The sequence below is a fragment of the Klebsiella ornithinolytica NBRC 105727 = ATCC 31898 genome (assembly GCF_001598295.1).
Taxonomy (GTDB): Bacteria; Pseudomonadota; Gammaproteobacteria; order Enterobacterales; family Enterobacteriaceae; genus Klebsiella; species Klebsiella ornithinolytica.
On record NZ_BCYR01000009.1, the window covers coordinates 91,986 to 108,897 of the forward strand.

At 51.7% G+C, this 16,912-nt stretch carries 14 protein-coding genes; 7 read left to right on the plus strand and 7 right to left on the minus strand.

Annotated elements, in window-relative coordinates:
* Nucleotides 1–1,729 precede the first annotated feature (1,729 nt).
* From nagC to nagB, 3 genes are all read right to left on the minus strand, one after another.
* Complete coding sequence (gene nagC, locus ROR01S_RS17735) at nt 1,730–2,950, minus strand: DNA-binding transcriptional regulator NagC (RefSeq protein WP_032716894.1); 1,221 nt, start codon at nt 2,948–2,950, stop codon at nt 1,730–1,732.
* Between the two features lie 7 nt (nt 2,951–2,957).
* Nucleotides 2,958–4,106, minus strand: a complete 1,149-nt coding sequence (gene nagA, locus ROR01S_RS17740) for an N-acetylglucosamine-6-phosphate deacetylase (protein WP_064359735.1) — start codon at nt 4,104–4,106, stop codon at nt 2,958–2,960.
* Between the two features lie 127 nt (nt 4,107–4,233).
* Nucleotides 4,234–5,034 (minus strand): glucosamine-6-phosphate deaminase, encoded by an 801-nt coding sequence (gene nagB / locus ROR01S_RS17745; protein ID WP_004859594.1) that lies wholly within the window; start codon nt 5,032–5,034, stop codon nt 4,234–4,236.
* 313 nt (nt 5,035–5,347) lie between these two features.
* On the opposite strand from nagB, the gene nagE reads away from it, so the two are divergent.
* The 5 genes from nagE to ROR01S_RS27115 all read left to right on the plus strand — a co-directional run bounded on the left by nagE (nt 5,348) and on the right by ROR01S_RS27115 (nt 11,724).
* Nucleotides 5,348–7,369 carry an N-acetylglucosamine-specific PTS transporter subunit IIBC gene (gene nagE / locus ROR01S_RS17750; protein WP_015584885.1) on the plus strand — a complete coding sequence of 674 codons (2,022 nt, stop codon included), beginning with the start codon at nt 5,348–5,350 and terminating at the stop codon, nt 7,367–7,369.
* A gap of 178 nt (nt 7,370–7,547) precedes the next feature.
* Entirely contained in the window at nt 7,548–9,215 is a 1,668-nt protein-coding gene (glnS, locus tag ROR01S_RS17755; RefSeq protein WP_015584884.1) for a glutamine--tRNA ligase, read from the plus strand.
* Between the two features lie 455 nt (nt 9,216–9,670).
* Nucleotides 9,671–11,074 (plus strand): chitoporin ChiP, encoded by a 1,404-nt coding sequence (gene chiP / locus ROR01S_RS17760; RefSeq protein ID WP_004859598.1) that lies wholly within the window; start codon nt 9,671–9,673, stop codon nt 11,072–11,074.
* A gap of 47 nt (nt 11,075–11,121) precedes the next feature.
* Nucleotides 11,122–11,454, plus strand: a complete 333-nt coding sequence (locus ROR01S_RS17765) for a ChiQ/YbfN family lipoprotein (RefSeq protein ID WP_015584883.1) — start codon at nt 11,122–11,124, stop codon at nt 11,452–11,454.
* 99 nt (nt 11,455–11,553) lie between these two features.
* Entirely contained in the window at nt 11,554–11,724 is a 171-nt protein-coding gene (locus ROR01S_RS27115) for a hypothetical protein (RefSeq protein ID WP_174539225.1), read from the plus strand.
* A 62-nt stretch (nt 11,725–11,786) separates the two neighbouring features.
* Here ROR01S_RS27115 and fur read toward each other — a convergent pair whose 3' ends face one another.
* The 4 genes from fur to ybfF form a co-directional block, all read right to left on the minus strand.
* Complete coding sequence (fur, locus tag ROR01S_RS17770) at nt 11,787–12,239, minus strand: ferric iron uptake transcriptional regulator (RefSeq protein WP_015584881.1); 453 nt, start codon at nt 12,237–12,239, stop codon at nt 11,787–11,789.
* 292 nt (nt 12,240–12,531) lie between these two features.
* Complete coding sequence (gene fldA / locus ROR01S_RS17775; RefSeq protein WP_004859605.1) at nt 12,532–13,062, minus strand: flavodoxin FldA; 531 nt, start codon at nt 13,060–13,062, stop codon at nt 12,532–12,534.
* 149 nt (nt 13,063–13,211) lie between these two features.
* The gene (ybfE, locus tag ROR01S_RS17780; protein ID WP_004859608.1) at nt 13,212–13,505 is read right to left on the minus strand and encodes a LexA regulated protein; all 294 of its coding nucleotides are present in this window, start codon (nt 13,503–13,505) and stop codon (nt 13,212–13,214) included.
* A gap of 133 nt (nt 13,506–13,638) precedes the next feature.
* Nucleotides 13,639–14,412, minus strand: coding sequence for an esterase (gene ybfF, locus ROR01S_RS17785; RefSeq protein WP_004859610.1), 774 nt, complete (start codon nt 14,410–14,412; stop codon nt 13,639–13,641).
* A 183-nt stretch (nt 14,413–14,595) separates the two neighbouring features.
* Here ybfF and seqA point away from each other — a divergent pair, with 183 nt between their 5' ends.
* Both seqA and pgm read left to right on the plus strand, forming a co-directional pair.
* Nucleotides 14,596–15,144: a replication initiation negative regulator SeqA gene (gene seqA / locus ROR01S_RS17790; protein WP_015584879.1), complete on the plus strand. Its 549-nt coding sequence runs from the start codon at nt 14,596–14,598 to the stop codon at nt 15,142–15,144.
* Between the two features lie 32 nt (nt 15,145–15,176).
* Nucleotides 15,177–16,817, plus strand: coding sequence for a phosphoglucomutase (alpha-D-glucose-1,6-bisphosphate-dependent) (gene pgm, locus ROR01S_RS17795; RefSeq protein ID WP_004859615.1), 1,641 nt, complete (start codon nt 15,177–15,179; stop codon nt 16,815–16,817).
* The last annotated feature ends 95 nt before the right edge of the window (nt 16,818–16,912 follow it).

Genomic DNA, 16,912 nt, shown 5'->3' on the forward strand with positions numbered 1-16,912 from the left:
AATCCCTACATCTATATATGCTACAGGTAAATAATGAGGGTAACCACGCCAGAACGCGTGGCTATGGATGACGAGTATCCAAATAAACAGGACGCCATAAATAAGAAAGGGGCTTTGAACTAATCATTCTCACGATATAGAATAGCTTTGCACTTTGCACAAATTATTTTTCGACGATGGTCAATCATATTGCTTAATCCTATGTCGAGCACGGTTGTAGAGTCGCAATATATGCATTTAAATAAACTGAGGTTATTTTTCTTTAGATATTCCTCTTTAGTCGGAAGTTTTTCCCATTCATTGTTTATTGTAAACATGTTAATTACTCCTTGTGTTGTTTTTATGTTGGATGCGCAAAATAAAATGAGAGCATCTATTTTTTTTAGTTCCAATTGCAAATAAGATAGTGGATGGTTAGTCGCGGTAGCCCTATGCTCATTGAGAAAGTAGAGTATATCCTGTAGTGAGTCCTTACGATCTATCCTTGCAATAGATAGCATGTATAAAATATCTAGTGTCATTATCTGAGGTGTGATTATACGTTGCAAATCACAGATGAAGTCATAGTTCCTGTATCTAATGGAGAATACAAGGATGGAAACTATTAACTCAATAGAGTAGACCATATTGATAGTAGGATTAGATATGAACTTCAGAAATTGAAGTGCCGAGAAAATATTCCTGCAGTTTAAAATGGTACATTTTTGAATTCTTGCTCTATGCATGTAGAACTTGAATTTTACACTTAATGGTTTTTTTGATAACTCTCGAGATACTAACTTATGATTGCGATTAGCTTTATCAGACTGTAGTTTCGAGGTATAACCGTCATGATTGATTATTATGTTTACTCTAATGAGCCACGAAGCGGTAGAGTAGGCGCTTCTACCAGATAAAAGAGTAAGAGCCTCAATATATATATCATCCATGGTTATCATTACAGCCCTCGCATTAATTGTGTGAATGTTACATGTCAATTATCTTTCAAGTTATTCAACGTGAAAATGAGCTGCTCGCTACTATGAGTTTGACTGACAATTGATATTGGATTCAATAAATTATTTTTCCTCATTGAATCATCATAAGCCTCACTTTATTAAGATAATGACCCGAGCATCGGGGCTCAATGGATAGCTAAATCGGCTTGTGATGAGAATAAATACAATGTTATTACTAGGTATGAGTGAGATTAAGTCAATAAATATTGGGTGTTATATTTTAAATATATGATGACGGTCACATTCCGAGTTAAGGTGATTGGCGGAGGTAACAGAAAGAATATTATTGCAAAGTAGATTGATGTTGTGAATATATTTTTGGGTTATGTTCAGGAAAGAAGTTAGAGAGTTGCAGTGATTACTTGTTTAATCATCTTTGTTATTCATGTGGCTCTTTAATTAGGTTGGTTGTTTTTTTTATTCGCTATACTCTTGTGATAAAGTCAAAATTCCATTTTGTTTTTTATATAATCATACTGGGCAAATGTATATATGTACTTTATGAAGGAAGACGCGACAGGGCGTATAGTGCTCAAGGGGATATTCATAAAAACGCCTGGCGCTTAGCTAAAAAGTTGTATACAAAACTGCGTTCTTATGAGCACGCAAAAGAACAGTTATGTATGCTTATGAAAATGAATGGGACACTGACTCTGGATAAACTAGTGGCTCATATAAATTCAATCGATGAAAATATAGAACCACTATAATTTAGCCTTGTAATAGAGTTATTAACCTTCCAGCAAACGCTGGAGCAGTATACCGTTGAGCATGGCGCGCTTCACCAGCGCAAAAGCGCCGATTGCGGAGCGGTGATCTAACGTCGAGCGAACGACCGGCAGGTTCTTGCGAAACGCCTTCAGTGCCTGAGCGTTAATGCAGCCTTCAATCGCGGGTAACAGTACCTTTTCTGCTTCGACAATTTCGCCGGCGATCACCACTTTTTGCGGATTAAACAGGTTAATGGCGATAGCAATGGTTTTGCCCAGGTGACGCCCCACATATTCGATGACCTCGCAGGCCAGGGCGTCGCCTTTGTTGGCCGCTTTGCAGATAGCTTTGATCGTGCACTCATCCGCAGTCAGTTTACTCTGGTAGCCCTGCTCAAGAAGGTGACGCACGCGTTGTTCGATGGCGGCGTTCGCCGCGACGGTCTCCAGGCAGCCAAAATTCCCGCAGTGACAGCGTTCGCCCAGCGGGTCGACCTGAATATGGCCTATCTCGCCGACGTTGCCGTTACGACCAATAAAAATGCGTCCGTTGGAGATGATTCCCGCGCCGGTACCGCGATGGACGCGCACCAGAATAGAGTCTTCGCAATCCTGACTTGCACCAAAATAGTGCTCTGCCAGCGCAAGGCTGCGAATATCGTGACCAACAAAACAGGTGACTTTAAAGCGTTTTTCCAGCGCTTCAACCAGCCCCCAGTTCTCAACCTGAATATGCGGCATATAGCGAATCACGCCGCTTTCCGGGTCAACGAGTCCGGGTAAGATCACGGAGATGGCGATGAGTTCGCGGATCTTGCGCTGGCAGCGTTCAGTAAAGGCCGCAATGATGTTCAGCAGCGCATGTTCCAGCGTCTCCTGGGTGCGTTCAGGCAGCGGAAAATGTTCTTCTTCCAGCGTCTTACTGCTTAAATCATACAGGGTCAGCGTCGCGTCGTAGCGACCAAGGCGTACGCCGATAGCATGGAAGTTGCGGGTTTCCGCAATAATAGAGATGGCGCGGCGGCCCCCGGTGGAGGCCTGCTGATCGACTTCTTTGATCAGCCCGCGTTCAATCAGTTGGCGCGTGATTTTGGTCACGCTGGCAGGGGCAAGCTGGCTTTGTTCCGCGATCTGAATGCGCGAAATGGGGCCGTGCTGGTCAATGAGCCGATACACGGCCGCGCTGTTCAGCTGTTTTACGAGATCAACGTTACCAATTTGAGCATGTCCGCCTGCTGTCATTCTTTACTTACTCAGTGACGACCTCGTTACCATTAACGATGGTCTTGATGATTTTATAATCGCGGGTAAAGGCGGTCAGGTTAGCGACCATTCCCGGTGCGATGCTGCCAAGCTGTTTCTCTACGCCAATGGCGCGTGCGGGATAGAGGGTTGCCATACGCAACACTTCGTCCAGTGCGATACCGCAATGCTCGACGAGATTGCGGACACCTTCAATCATGGTCAGCGAAGAACCGCTGAGGGTACCATTTTCATCCACGCACAGCCCGTTACGGTAGTATATTGTTTTACCAGCAAAAATGAACTGGTCAATATGCGCGCCGGCGGGGGCGGTTGCGTCAGTGACGAGGCACAGCTTGTCGCCTTTCAGGCGTTTTGCATTCCGCACGTTAGCATAATCCACATGCATACCGTCGACGATAATACCGCAGTAAACGTCCGGTTCGTCGAAAATCGCGCCTGCCAGGCCCGGTTCGCGCCCGGTGATGTACGGCATGGCGTTGTACAGATGGGTCGCGAAGGTGATGCCCGCGCGAAAACCGATTTTCGCCTCTTTCAGCGTGGCATTGGAGTGGCCTGCGGAAACAACGATCCCGGCAGCCACCAGTTTACGAATCACCTCGGTACTGACGCGCTCAGGCGCGAGAGTCACTTTGGTGATCACATCGGCGTTTTCACACAGAAAATCGACCAGCGCAGCGTCCGGCTTACGCACGTAGTCCGGGTTGTGGGTGCCTTTTTTCACGATGTTCAGCCACGGGCCTTCAAGGTGCAGACCCAGCGCCTGGTTCGGATGTTTTTGCAGGTACTCGCGCATGACGCGCACGCCCTGTTTCATCAATTCATCGCTGGAGGTAATCAGCGTCGGCAGATAGCTGGTGCAGCCGGAACGTTCGTTGGCCTTCTGCATAATTTCCAGCGTTTCGACGGTGACGGCGTCATGGCTGTCGTTAAACTGCACGCCGCCACAGCCGTTCAGCTGTACGTCGATAAAACCGGGGGCAAGAATGGCGCCATTGACCGAGCGTTGCTCAATCTCAGACGGCAAATCAGCCAGTGAACAGATACGTTCGATAAGGCCATCAGCGATGATAATCGCATGGTCATCCAGAATTTCATGACCGGTATAAATCCGGCCTTGGGTTAATGCATACATTACGACCCCCGGTTCACACACGCTCCGCGGCAGGCTGGCTTCTAAGGGTTGGTCTGATGCCGCCTGGCGGAGCTGGTGTAGCAAAAAAATGAAATGTCCCGCGGACAAGCCGCAGGACGAGACTACCTTACAGCCCTTTGACGTTTTCGGCTTCTAATTCATTGAAGTATTTCAACGTCTTCACTTTCAGCTCCATGGTGGACGGCTCGTCGCAGACGATCACCGCTTTCGGGTGCAGCTGCAGACAGGTAATGGTCCACATATGGTTAACGTTGCCTTCAACCGCCGCCTGCAGCGCCAGCGCTTTCTGGTGACCCAGTACCAGAATCATCACTTCTTCCGCATCCAGCAGGGTGCCCACGCCCACAGTCAGCGCATATTTCGGCACCAGATCCACATCGCCGTCGAAGAAACGGGAGTTCGCTACGCGGGTTTCATGGGTCAGGGTTTTAATACGGGTACGAGAGGCCAGTGAAGAGGCGGGTTCGTTGAACGCGATATGCCCGTCGTTGCCAACGCCGCCCATAAACAGGTTGATTTTACCGTAGGAGCGGATTTTTTCTTCATAGCGGCGGCATTCTGCATCGATATCTGGCGCATTGCCGTTCAGCAGGTTAATGTTTTCCGCCGGAATATCAACGTGATCAAAGAAATTACGATGCATGAAGCTATGATAGCTTTCCGGATGCTCTTTCGGCAGACCGACATATTCGTCCATGTTGAAGGTCACAACATGTTTAAAGCTAACCTGGCCTGATTTGTGCATTTCAACCAGCGCTTTGTAAGCGGTCAGAGGCGTACCACCGGTAGGCAGACCCAGGACAAACGGACGGTCCGCCGTCGGTTTGAACGCGTTAATGCGGTTAACGATGTGGCGAGCGGCCCATTTGCCGACTTGTTCAGCAGTTACCAGGGGGATCAGTCTCATTCTTCACCTCTATAGTTAAATTAGAACCTGGCGGATTGGCGCCGGCATACTATTAAGAGTATTACAGTCACTACGACGAGCGGGGTCAATCCGTGTTGATTTTTTGAATGATAAAATAAGTTTTCGATGTTAGCCAGTCACAGGGAGGGGTTAATACGATATTTGGTGATTATAGTCACAAAAAATACGCATTTAATTTGCGATACGAATTAATTTTCCACACACTTTGCAAGTAAGTTAAAAAACCAACCTGGTTACACAATAAAAAAGTGGCTTTGAATGAGCCTTATCGGGGTCTCATAGGGGGAATAAAGTGAGTATTCTAGGTTATCTACAAAAGGTTGGCCGCGCGCTTATGGTGCCGGTCGCCACGCTGCCGGCGGCAGCGATATTAATGGGTGTCGGTTACTGGATTGACCCGGTAGGCTGGGGTGGAAGCAACGCGCTGGCCGCGTTCTTCATTAAATCCGGTTCCGCGATCATCGACAATATGTCCGTACTATTCGCCATTGGTGTGGCTTATGGTATGTCGAAAGATAAAGATGGCGCTGCGGCGTTAACCGGCTTTGTGGGCTTCCTCGTGTTGACCACGCTCTGCTCTCCGGCTGCGGTTTCCATGATCCAGAAGATTCCGGCGGATCAGGTTCCTGCAGCATTCGGTAAGATCAGCAACCAGTTCGTGGGTATCCTCGTGGGGATCATTTCCGCGGAGCTGTATAACCGCTTCAGCAGCGTTGAACTGCCGAAAGCGCTCTCCTTCTTTAGCGGCCGCCGTCTGGTGCCGATTCTCACCTCTTTTGTGATGATCGCCGTTGCGTTCATCATGATGTATATCTGGCCGGTTATCTTCGACGGTCTGGTAAACTTCGGTGAGCATATCCAGAAACTGGGTTCCGTCGGTGCGGGCGTGTATGCGTTCTTCAACCGCCTGCTCATTCCGGTCGGTCTGCACCACGCGCTGAACTCCGTGTTCTGGTTTGACGTTGCTGGTATTAACGATATTCCTAACTTCCTCGGTGGCGCTCAGTCTATCGAAGCAGGTAAAGCGGTTGTGGGGATCACCGGTCGTTATCAGGCGGGCTTCTTCCCGATTATGATGTTCGGTTTACCGGGTGCGGCGCTGGCTATCTACCACTGCGCGCGTCCTGAGAACAAGGCAAAAGTGCTGGGTATTATGATGGCGGGCGCCTTTGCCGCCTTCTTTACCGGGATCACTGAACCGCTGGAGTTCTCCTTCATGTTCGTGGCGCCGGTGCTGTATGTCATTCACGCCGTGTTGACCGGTATCTCCGTGTTCATCGCTGCCAGCATGCACTGGATTGCCGGTTTCGGCTTCAGCGCCGGTCTGGTGGATATGGTGCTGTCGTCCCGTAACCCGCTGGCGGTCCACTGGTGGATGCTGATCCCGCAGGGTCTGGTCTTCTTCGTTATTTACTACGTGGTCTTCCGCTTCACCATCACCAAATTCAACCTGATGACCCCGGGTCGCGAACTGGCCGTTGCCGGTAGCGAAGCGGATGGTCAGGATGTGAATGTCAGCAGCGGCAAAGAGCAGGATGTTGCAGGTCTGGCACGTCAGTACATCGCTGCAGTCGGCGGTTCTGACAACCTGACCGGTATCGATGCCTGCATCACCCGTTTGCGTCTGAACGTTAAAGACTCTTCTCTGGTGAACGAAGCGCTGGCGAAACGTCTGGGCGCGTCAGGCGTTATTCGCCTGAACAAAACGAGCGTACAGATCATTGTCGGCTTCGTGGCGGAAAAAATCGCTAATGCGATGAAAACGACGGGACCAGTAGCCGCAGCAGAAGGCAACGCTGCACCTGCCGCCGCCGCTCCGACTGCAAAACCGCAGGCCGTGGCTAACGCCAAAACCATCGCGGCGCTGGTATCGCCGATTACCGGTGATATCGTTGCGCTGGAGCAGGTGCCTGATGAAGCCTTCGCCAGCAAAGCGGTCGGCGATGGCGTGGCGGTGAAACCGACCGACAAAACCGTCGTAGCTCCGGCTGCCGGTACCGTCGTGAAGATCTTCAACACCAACCATGCGTTCTGCCTGGAAACGGAAAATGGCGCGGAAATCGTCGTCCATATGGGCATTGATACCGTGGCGCTGAACGGCCAGGGCTTCAAACGTCTGGTTGAAGAAGGTGCGGAAGTGCAGGCTGGCCAGCCGATTCTGGAAATGGATCTGGACTACCTGAATGCCAATGCCCGTTCAATGATCAGCCCCGTCGTGTGCAGCAACAGCGACGATTACAGTGCGCTGGTGATTCTGGCAACCGGTAAGGTGGTGGCAGGTCAGACGCCGCTGTATGAGATTAAAGGCAAGTAAGGCTCCTGAGTAGCGTTTATGCCTGAGCGGCGGGGGGAAACCTCCGCCGCTTTTTTTTAGCCCATCTGACCCCATAATCTTCTTCAGATACGTATTTTCAGTAACTAATAGTTGTCTCTACGCCCCGCTTGTAAGATCATGTGCCGTTATACGTTGTTTACGCTTTGAGGAACCCACGATGAGTGAGGCAGAAGCCCGCCCGACTAACTTTATTCGTCAGATCATTGATGAAGATCTGGCTACTGGTAAGCACACCACCGTTCATACTCGTTTCCCGCCGGAACCGAACGGTTATCTGCACATTGGCCATGCGAAGTCTATTTGCCTGAACTTTGGTATTGCTCAGGATTATCAGGGCCAATGCAACCTGCGTTTCGATGACACCAACCCGGTGAAAGAAGATATCGAATACGTGGAGTCGATTAAAAACGACGTGCAGTGGTTAGGTTTCCACTGGTCCGGGGATGTTTGCTACTCGTCTGATTACTTTGACCAGCTGCACCAGTATGCCATTGAGCTGATCAACAAAGGCCTGGCCTATGTTGACGAACTGTCGGCGGATGAAATTCGCGAATACCGCGGTTCGCTGAAAGCGCCGGGTAAAAACAGCCCGTATCGCGATCGCAGCGTGGAAGAGAACCTGGCGCTGTTTGAAAAAATGCGTGCCGGTGGTTTTGAAGAGGGGAAAGCCTGCCTGCGTGCAAAAATCGATATGGCCTCGCCGTTTATCGTCATGCGCGATCCGGTGCTGTACCGCATTAAATTTGCCGATCATCATCAGACCGGCAGCAAGTGGTGCATCTATCCGATGTACGACTTCACGCACTGCATTAGCGATGCGCTGGAAGGCATTACGCACTCCCTGTGTACCCTCGAGTTCCAGGACAACCGTCGCCTGTATGATTGGGTGCTGGACAACATCAGCATCCCGGTTCACCCGCGTCAGTATGAATTCTCCCGTCTGAATCTCGAATATACCGTGATGTCCAAGCGTAAGCTGAACCAGCTGGTTACCGAGAAGCACGTAGAAGGCTGGGATGACCCGCGTATGCCGACCATTTCCGGTCTGCGTCGTCGCGGCTATACCGCCAGTTCTATTCGTGAATTCTGCAAGCGCATTGGCGTGACCAAGCAGGACAACACCATTGAGATGGCGTCACTGGAATCCTGCATCCGCGAAGATCTCAATGAAAACGCGCCGCGCGCCATGGCCGTTATCGACCCGGTTAAGCTGGTCATTGAAAACTACCCGCAGGGTGCAAGCGAAATGGTGACGATGCCGAATCATCCGAACAAACCGGAGATGGGCAGCCGTGAAGTACCGTTTAGCGCGGAGATCTGGATTGACCGCGCCGACTTCCGTGAAGAGGCGAATAAGCAGTACAAGCGCCTGGTGCTGGGTAAAGAAGTTCGCCTGCGTAATGCCTACGTGATCAAGGCCGAGCGTGTAGAGAAGGACGAAGAGGGTACGATCACCACGATCTTCTGTACCTATGACGCCGATACGCTGAGCAAAGATCCTGCCGATGGTCGTAAGGTCAAGGGCGTTATCCATTGGGTCAGCGCGGCACACGCGCTGCCGGTGGAGATTCGTCTGTACGATCGTCTGTTCAGCGTGCCGAATCCGGGCGCGGAAGAAGACTTCCTGACGGTGATGAACCCTGAATCGTTGGTGATCAAGCAGGGCTTCGCTGAACCGAGCCTGGCCACTGCGGAAGCCAGCAAAGCCTATCAGTTTGAGCGTGAAGGTTATTTCTGTCTCGATAGCCGCTATGCAACCGCAACGCATCTGGTGTTTAACCGCACCGTGGGTCTGCGTGATACCTGGGCTAAAGTCGGCGAGTAAATTTTTCGTCGCGGCCCGGCCGTCGTCTCTGTGTCAAAACGCCGCATTTAGCGGCGTTTTTTTTTATTTTGGAATCAGTGAATTAAGTTCGTTATTTTCGCGATGCGAATTAATCTTGTTTACTGTTTGTCATATCTGTCAGCTCTGCCACTCCTCCCACCGGTACACAAAACGGCTGTAAGCGCTTTCATTCTGTATTTTCTTTCTATTTAGTAATTACTTACGCATAAAAAAGGATGAGGCCTGATATTGTTACAAAAAGAAATAGAATATGTGCGCTTTGTCATAATCTTAAGCTTTGATCGGCGAAAGAGATTGATAATTCGCGTCACGAAAAATAGTCTATCAACAGTGGTTACGCGGCTTTTACCGCTCCACCTTTTTAGCAGTCTTATTTATTTTTTCGCGGCTTGCCTTTGGCTCCGCGTTTTTAAAACGTCAAAGAGGATATGCACATGCGTACGTTTAGTGGCAAACGTAGTACGCTGGCGCTGGCTATTGCCGCCGTCACCGCGATGTCGGGCTGGATCGTTGTTCCGCAGGCCAGCGCAGCAGGTTTTATTGATGATTCCACCTTAACCGGCGGCATCTACTACTGGCAGCGTGAGCGCGACCGGAAAGATGTGACCGACGGCGATAAATACAAAACCAACCTTTCCCATTCGACCTGGAACGCCAATCTGGATTTCCAGTCCGGCTATGCCGCTGATATGTTTGGTATTGACGTGGCTGCCTTCACCGCAATTGAAATGGCGGAAAGCAGCGAAAGCGGTCACCCGAACGAAATTGCCTTCTCCTCAAAGAATAAAGCCTACGACGAAGATTACTCTGGCGATAAGAGCGGAATCAGCCTGTATAAAGCTGCGGCGAAATTTAAATATGGCCCGGTGTGGGCTCGCGGCGGTTATATCCAGCCAACCGGGCAAACGCTGCTGGCTCCGCACTGGAGCTTTATGCCGGGTACTTACCAGGGGGCTGAAGCCGGCGCCAACTTTGATTACGGTGATGCCGGCGCGCTGAGTTTCTCCTATATGTGGACGAACGAATACAAAGCGCCATGGCACATCGAGATGGATAATTTCTACCAGAACGACAAGAAAACCAAAGTCGATTATCTGCACTCCCTGGGCGCCAAATACGATTTTAAAAATGACCTCGTGCTGGAAGCGGCGTTTGGCCAGGCTGAAGGCTATATCGACCAGTATTTTGCCAAGGCCAGCTACAAATTTGATATCGCGGGTACGCCGTTAAACACCAGCTACCAGTTCTATGGCACGCGCGACAAAGTCAGTAACGGCGGCACGAACGATATCTACGACGGGACTGCCTGGCTGCAGGCGCTGACCTTTGGCTACAAGGTTGCTGATGTCCTCGACCTGCGTCTGGAAGGCACCTGGGTGAAAGCTGAAGGCCAGCAGGGCTACTTCCTGCAGCGTATGACCCCGACCTATGCCTCTTCCAACGGTCGTCTTGATGTATGGTGGGATAACCGTTCTGACTTCAACGCCAACGGTGAGAAAGCGGTGTTCTTCGGCGCGATGTATGACATGAAAAACTGGAATATGCCGGGCTGGGCGTTTGGCGCCTCTTACGTCTACGCATGGGATGCCAAACCGGGCAGAATGTCCACGCCGGACGCCTATTACAATCCGGACAAACGGCTGGAAGAGTCCGCGTATAGCCTCGATGCCATGTACACCGTACAGGACGGCCGGGCAAAAGGAACGCTGTTTAAACTGCACTTTACCCAATACGACAACCACTCCGACATCCCGAGCTGGAGCGGTGGCTATGGCAATATCTTCCAGGATGAGCGTGACGTGAAGTTCATGGTTATTGCTCCGTTCACTATTTTCTGATGCCGCGGCGGCAGGCGTAAACCTGCCGCAAACCTGAGAGGTCAATTATGAAGAAGCTATTGCTCATCGCGGTTATGGCATCGGGCCTGGTAGCCTGTACGCAGTCCCCCGCGCCAAAAGAAGATACGAAACTAAAAGATGCTTACAGCGCCTGTATCAATACGGCGGAAGGGAATCCGGATAAGGTTCAGGCCTGCCAGAGCGTTCTCGACGTGCTGAAAGAAGATAAACAGCATCAGGCGTTTGCCAACCAGGAAAGCGTGCGCGTTCTGGATTACCAACAGTGTATTCAGGCGACTCGTACCGGCAATGACCAGGCGGTGAAAGCGCGTTGCGATCGTATCTGGAAAGAGATTCGCAGCAACAACACCAGGCCCTGATCGCGGGCGCCAGATCCTGTCAGTAAAAACGCCTGATGTTAACCATCAGGCGTTTTTCATGGCGCGCAATCCTGTGGCGATGTTCAGGCACTGATTGCCGTGGCTGCCCGGGGCTACGCATTCCCCACCAATCTTGATACCGACCCACCATTAGGTGGAATGGTACCGAAAACCCAACAGGCTCTGGTACGAGAAGCGCTGGCAAACCGCTGGGATGAGGAACCGTTTATCCGTGCTCTCGACGAGCATACCGCGCGCAGAAAAGGGTAGGCGTTTGCACATAAAAAAAGCCAACCGTCAGGTTGGCTTTTTGTGGTCCACGCGGTGGGAAATTACTTTTCCAGCGCGTCGTGTGCATGTTCATCTTCGCGGCAGTCGCCTTCCGCGCAGTGACCGTAAAGGTACAGACTGTGGTTGGTCAGACGGATGCCGTGGCGGTGGGCGATTTCACGCTGACGCGCTTCGATAGACTCATCGCTGAATTCGATCACTTTGCCACAATCGAGGCAAATAAGATGATCGTGATGGTGTTGCTGGGTCAGTTCGAAAACAGATTTACCGCCTTCGAAGTTGTGGCGAGTCACAATGCCAGCATCATCAAACTGGTTCAGCACGCGATAAACAGTAGCGAGACCAATCTCTTCACCCATGTCGATCAGGCGCTTGTATAAATCTTCCGCACTGACGTGATGGTTATCCGGTTCCTGCAGGACTTCCAGGATTTTTAATCGTGGAAGTGTGACTTTCAGGCCAGCCTTCTTTAATGCGGTATTGTTGTCAGTCATGCGGAATCTGTCCTGTTGCTAAACGATCTACTTCCATCAGCGGAAGTAATACAGAGAATCACCCGATGCAATGCGTCTCATTATAGAACTGCCATCGTTAAATGAAAACTGCAAGTATCGGGCCTTGTATGCTGTCAAAAACGAGGTCCCAGCTACAAACTACGTCACCTGACCTCGTTAAATCAGAGGACATTGTACAGATATGTGATTAAAAGTTAAAAACTTGTAGCTATTAGTTTGATTGCTTCTATCTATTAATGCGGCGAAACTTAACGGTAACGCCGCACAATCATCAGGCGTTTTTGATTTCTTCGAGGTGCAGCTCTTCAGAGACCTGCTTAACCCACTGAGTCACGCGTTCGTTGGTCAGTTCCGGCTGGCGGTCTTCATCGATAGCCAGGCCGACGAAGTGATCGTCATCCGCCAGGCCTTTAGAGGCCTCAAAATGATAGCCCGCGGTCGGCCAGTGGCCAACGATGGTGGCGCCGCGCGGTTCTATGATGTCGCGGATGGTGCCCAGCGCGTCACAGAAGTATTCCGCGTAGTCTTCCTGATCGCCGCAGCCAAACAGCGCAACCAGTTTACCGTTAAAGTCGACCTCTTCCAGCGTCGGGAAAAAGTCATCCCAGTCGCACTGAGCTTCACCGTAGTACCAGGTCGGAATGCCGAGCAGCAGGATGTCGTAGGCTTCCAGATCTTCTTTGCTGCTCTTGGCAATGTCGTGAACATCAGCAACATCTTTACCAAGCTGCTTCTGAATCATTTTTGCAATATTCTCGGTGTTGCCCGTGTCGCTGCCAAAAAAGATGCCGATGATTGCCATGAGTAAAATAACCTCTTGAAACTTAATGATGTGGTAGTGGCGTAATGCCCGCAGATAACGGCAATCATAGCAGAACAGGGGAGGGCGCGGAAACAGCAATCACGCCCGACTGCACACTCTGCTACATGAAAGTGTTTTTTTGAGGATTTTCAGGCTTTATCCCGGCTGTGCAGGGTTGCCAGCTGGTTCATCAGCATCTCTTCGATCAAATCGCTGCGGTTCATATTGCGAGCTTCCGCCAGCTCGTTGAGCGCATCAACCGCTTCAGCGTTGAGTTTTAACTCCACACGCTTCAGGCCGCGAACTTTGTCGCGTTTGAGCTGATTGCGTTTATTTATGCGCAGTTGTTCATCGCGCGAAAGCGGATTGGTCTTTGGTCTACCCGGGCGACGCTCGGTTGCGAACAAATCTAATGTCGTACGGTCCGTTTGTTCTTTTGCCATGATTCAGAGTGACTTCGGGGAAACAAGTTGCCGGGCTATAGCCGACACAGATAGCGCGCCATAATACATCAGGCGAACCGTTGCGCCAACGACCGCGGGCATTCTGCAGCGCGGTCGGGCAGTTTTTAGCCAGTTAAGCCTGCAAAGCGGTCAGATAGCGACGAATGGCGCGCAGGACGGCTTCCGGTTTCTCCGCATGCACCCAGTGGCCGGCGCCGGCGATGACGTGCGCTCGCGCCTGTGGGAACTGGGCGAGCAGGGTATCGCGATACTCATCGGTGACGTACGGCGAGTTGCCTCCCGGGATGAACAGGGTCGGATGAGGCCAGGCAGGAACCGTTTGCCAGCCCACGATGTGCGGATATTGATCCCATAATACCGGTACGTTGAAGCGCCACTGGCCATCAACGAAGGATTTCAGCAGAAACTGAATCACGCCTTCTTCCTGCAGATGTTGGCGCATCACCGTGGCCGCCTGCTGACGGGACGCGGCGCCGGCGTCGGTGACGGCATTGATGGCGTTGAAAATTTCATCATGACGGCGCACGTGGTAGTCCACCGGGGCAATATCAATGGCGACCAGGCCAGCGATGCGCTCCGGCGCCAGTGCGGTAAGCGCCATGACCGCTTTCCCCCCCATCGAATGACCAATAAAGGTGGCTTTCTCTATCTGCCGATCGTCAAGAGTATCGATCAGATCCTGCGCCATCGCCGCGTAGGTCATCTCCGGCGAACGGGGGGAAAGACCGTGGTTGCGCATATCAACCTGCAAAATATCGTAGTCGTTCACCAGGTCGCGGGCGAGGATGCCCAGGTTGTCGAGACTACCAAACAGACCGTGAACCAGGACAACAGGGGAATTATTGTGCGGATTTTGTGCAGATTGCGTGCGGCTATTTAATTTCATGGCAAAGTTCTTTTTTTCGCTTCGTCGGGTTAGGGTATTATGTTGGACATTCTGCCATCCGGCTGCAAGACCCAGAGCTATCTGAGTTTTACCGCCATCCTGGTTTGACGCTATCCGCGGTCAGGATTTGTCCTTATAATCCTGACAACTTGTATTCAGAATAAGATATCGCACTGGATTAAGATGAAAACAATTGAAGTTGATGATGATCTCTATCGCTATATTGCCAGCCACACCCAGCATATTGGCGAGAGTGCATCCGACATTTTACGGCGCATGCTGAAATTTTCCGCCGTTTCCCAGACTGCCGCACCGGTCGTAAAAGCTGCGCCGGCGCCGGCTGCGACGCCTGCCGTCGAAGCGAAGCCCGTGAATCCGGCGAAAGATAAAGTGCGCGCGATGCGCGAGCTGCTGTTATCTGATGAATACGCCGAACAAAAACGCGCGGTAAACCGCTTCATGCTGGTCCTGACCACGCTGTACTCCTTAGATAACAAAGCGTTTGCTGAGGCCACCGAGTCTCTGCACGGGCGCACCCGCGTGTACTTTGCCGAAGATTCGCGGATCCTGCTAAAAAGCGGTAACCAGACTAAACCGAAACAGGTTCCTGGTACTCCGTGGTGGGTTATCACCAATACCAATACCGGTCGTAAGTGCAGCATGATCGAACACATCATGCAGTCGATGCAGTTCCCAGCGGAATTAATTGAGAAGGTCTGCGGCACGATCTAGTTTTATTCACCTTGCATCAGAAGGATCAGGCAATGGCAATCGATAAGCGTGCGGGTCAGCCTGCACAACAGAGTGATTTGATTAACGTCGCTCAGCTGACCGCGCAGTACTACGTACTGAAGCCGGAAGCGGGCAACGCGGAGCATGCGGTGAAGTTTGGCACCTCTGGCCATCGTGGCAGTGCAGGGCGCCATAACTTCAATGAGCAGCATATTCTGGCGATCGCTCAGGCGATTGCGGAAGACCGCGCGAAGAACGGGATTACCGGTCCCTGCTACGTGGGTAAAGATACCCACGCGCTCTCCGAACCGGCCTTTATTTCCGTACTGGAAGTGCTGGCGGCCAACGGCGTTGATGTTATCGTGCAGGAAAACAACGGTTTCACCCCGACGCCGGCCATTTCCAATGCCATCCTGGTGCACAACAAAAAAGGTGGTCCGCTGGCGGACGGCATCGTGATTACGCCGTCTCATAACCCGCCGGAAGATGGCGGTATTAAGTACAACCCGCCGAACGGCGGCCCGGCTGATACCAACGTCACCAAAGTGGTAGAGAATCGCGCTAACGAACTGCTGGCCTCGGGTCTGCAGGGCGTCAAGCGCATCTCCCTCGATGCGGCACTGGCATCCGGTCATGTTAAAGAGCAGGATCTGGTGCAACCGTTTATCGAAGGGCTGGCGGATATCGTCGACATGGCGGCGATTCAGAAAGCCGGTCTGAAGCTCGGGGTCGATCCGTTGGGTGGTTCCGGTATCGAATACTGGAAACGTATTGCCGAGTACTACAAACTCGACCTGACTATCGTCAACGATCACGTCGATCAAACCTTCCGCTTTATGCACCTCGATAAAGACGGCGCCATTCGCATGGACTGCTCTTCTGAGTGTGCGATGGCAGGGCTGCTGGCGCTGCGCGATAAGTTCGATCTGGCTTTTGCTAACGATCCGGATTATGACCGTCACGGCATCGTCACGCCGGCGGGTCTGATGAACCCGAACCACTATCTGGCGGTGGCGATTAACTACCTGTTCCAGCATCGTCCGCAGTGGGGCCAGGATGTCGCCGTTGGTAAGACGCTGGTCTCCTCCGCGATGATCGATCGCGTGGTTAACGACCTGGGCCGCAAGCTGGTGGAAGTGCCGGTGGGCTTTAAATGGTTTGTTGACGGTCTGTTCGATGGCAGCTTCGGTTTTGGCGGCGAAGAGAGCGCGGGCGCATCGTTCCTGCGTTTTGACGGAACCCCGTGGTCGACCGACAAAGACGGTATCATCATGTGCCTGCTGGCGGCGGAAATCACCGCCGTCACCGGTAAAAACCCGCAGGAGCACTACGACGAACTGGCTGCCCGCTTCGGCGCGCCGAGCTATAACCGTCTGCAGGCTTCGGCTACATCCGCACAGAAAGCGGCGCTGTCTAAGCTGTCGCCGGAAATGGTCAGCGCCAGCCAGTTGGCCGGCGATCCGATCACCGCACGTCTGACCGCCGCGCCGGGCAACGGCGCATCGATTGGTGGCCTGAAAGTGATGACCGACAACGGCTGGTTCGCCGCGCGTCCGTCAGGTACGGAAGATGCTTACAAGATCTACTGCGAGAGCTTCCTGGGTGAAGAACATCGTAAGCAGATCGAGAAAGAAGCGGTGGAAATCGTCAGCGAAGTGCTGAAAAACGCGTAATGCTGAACAATGTGACATGATGAAAGGAGCCGCAAGGCTCCTTTTTTGCATCCGCTTATTCTCTCTGCGTTCATTATAACGGCTCAGTCAGATCG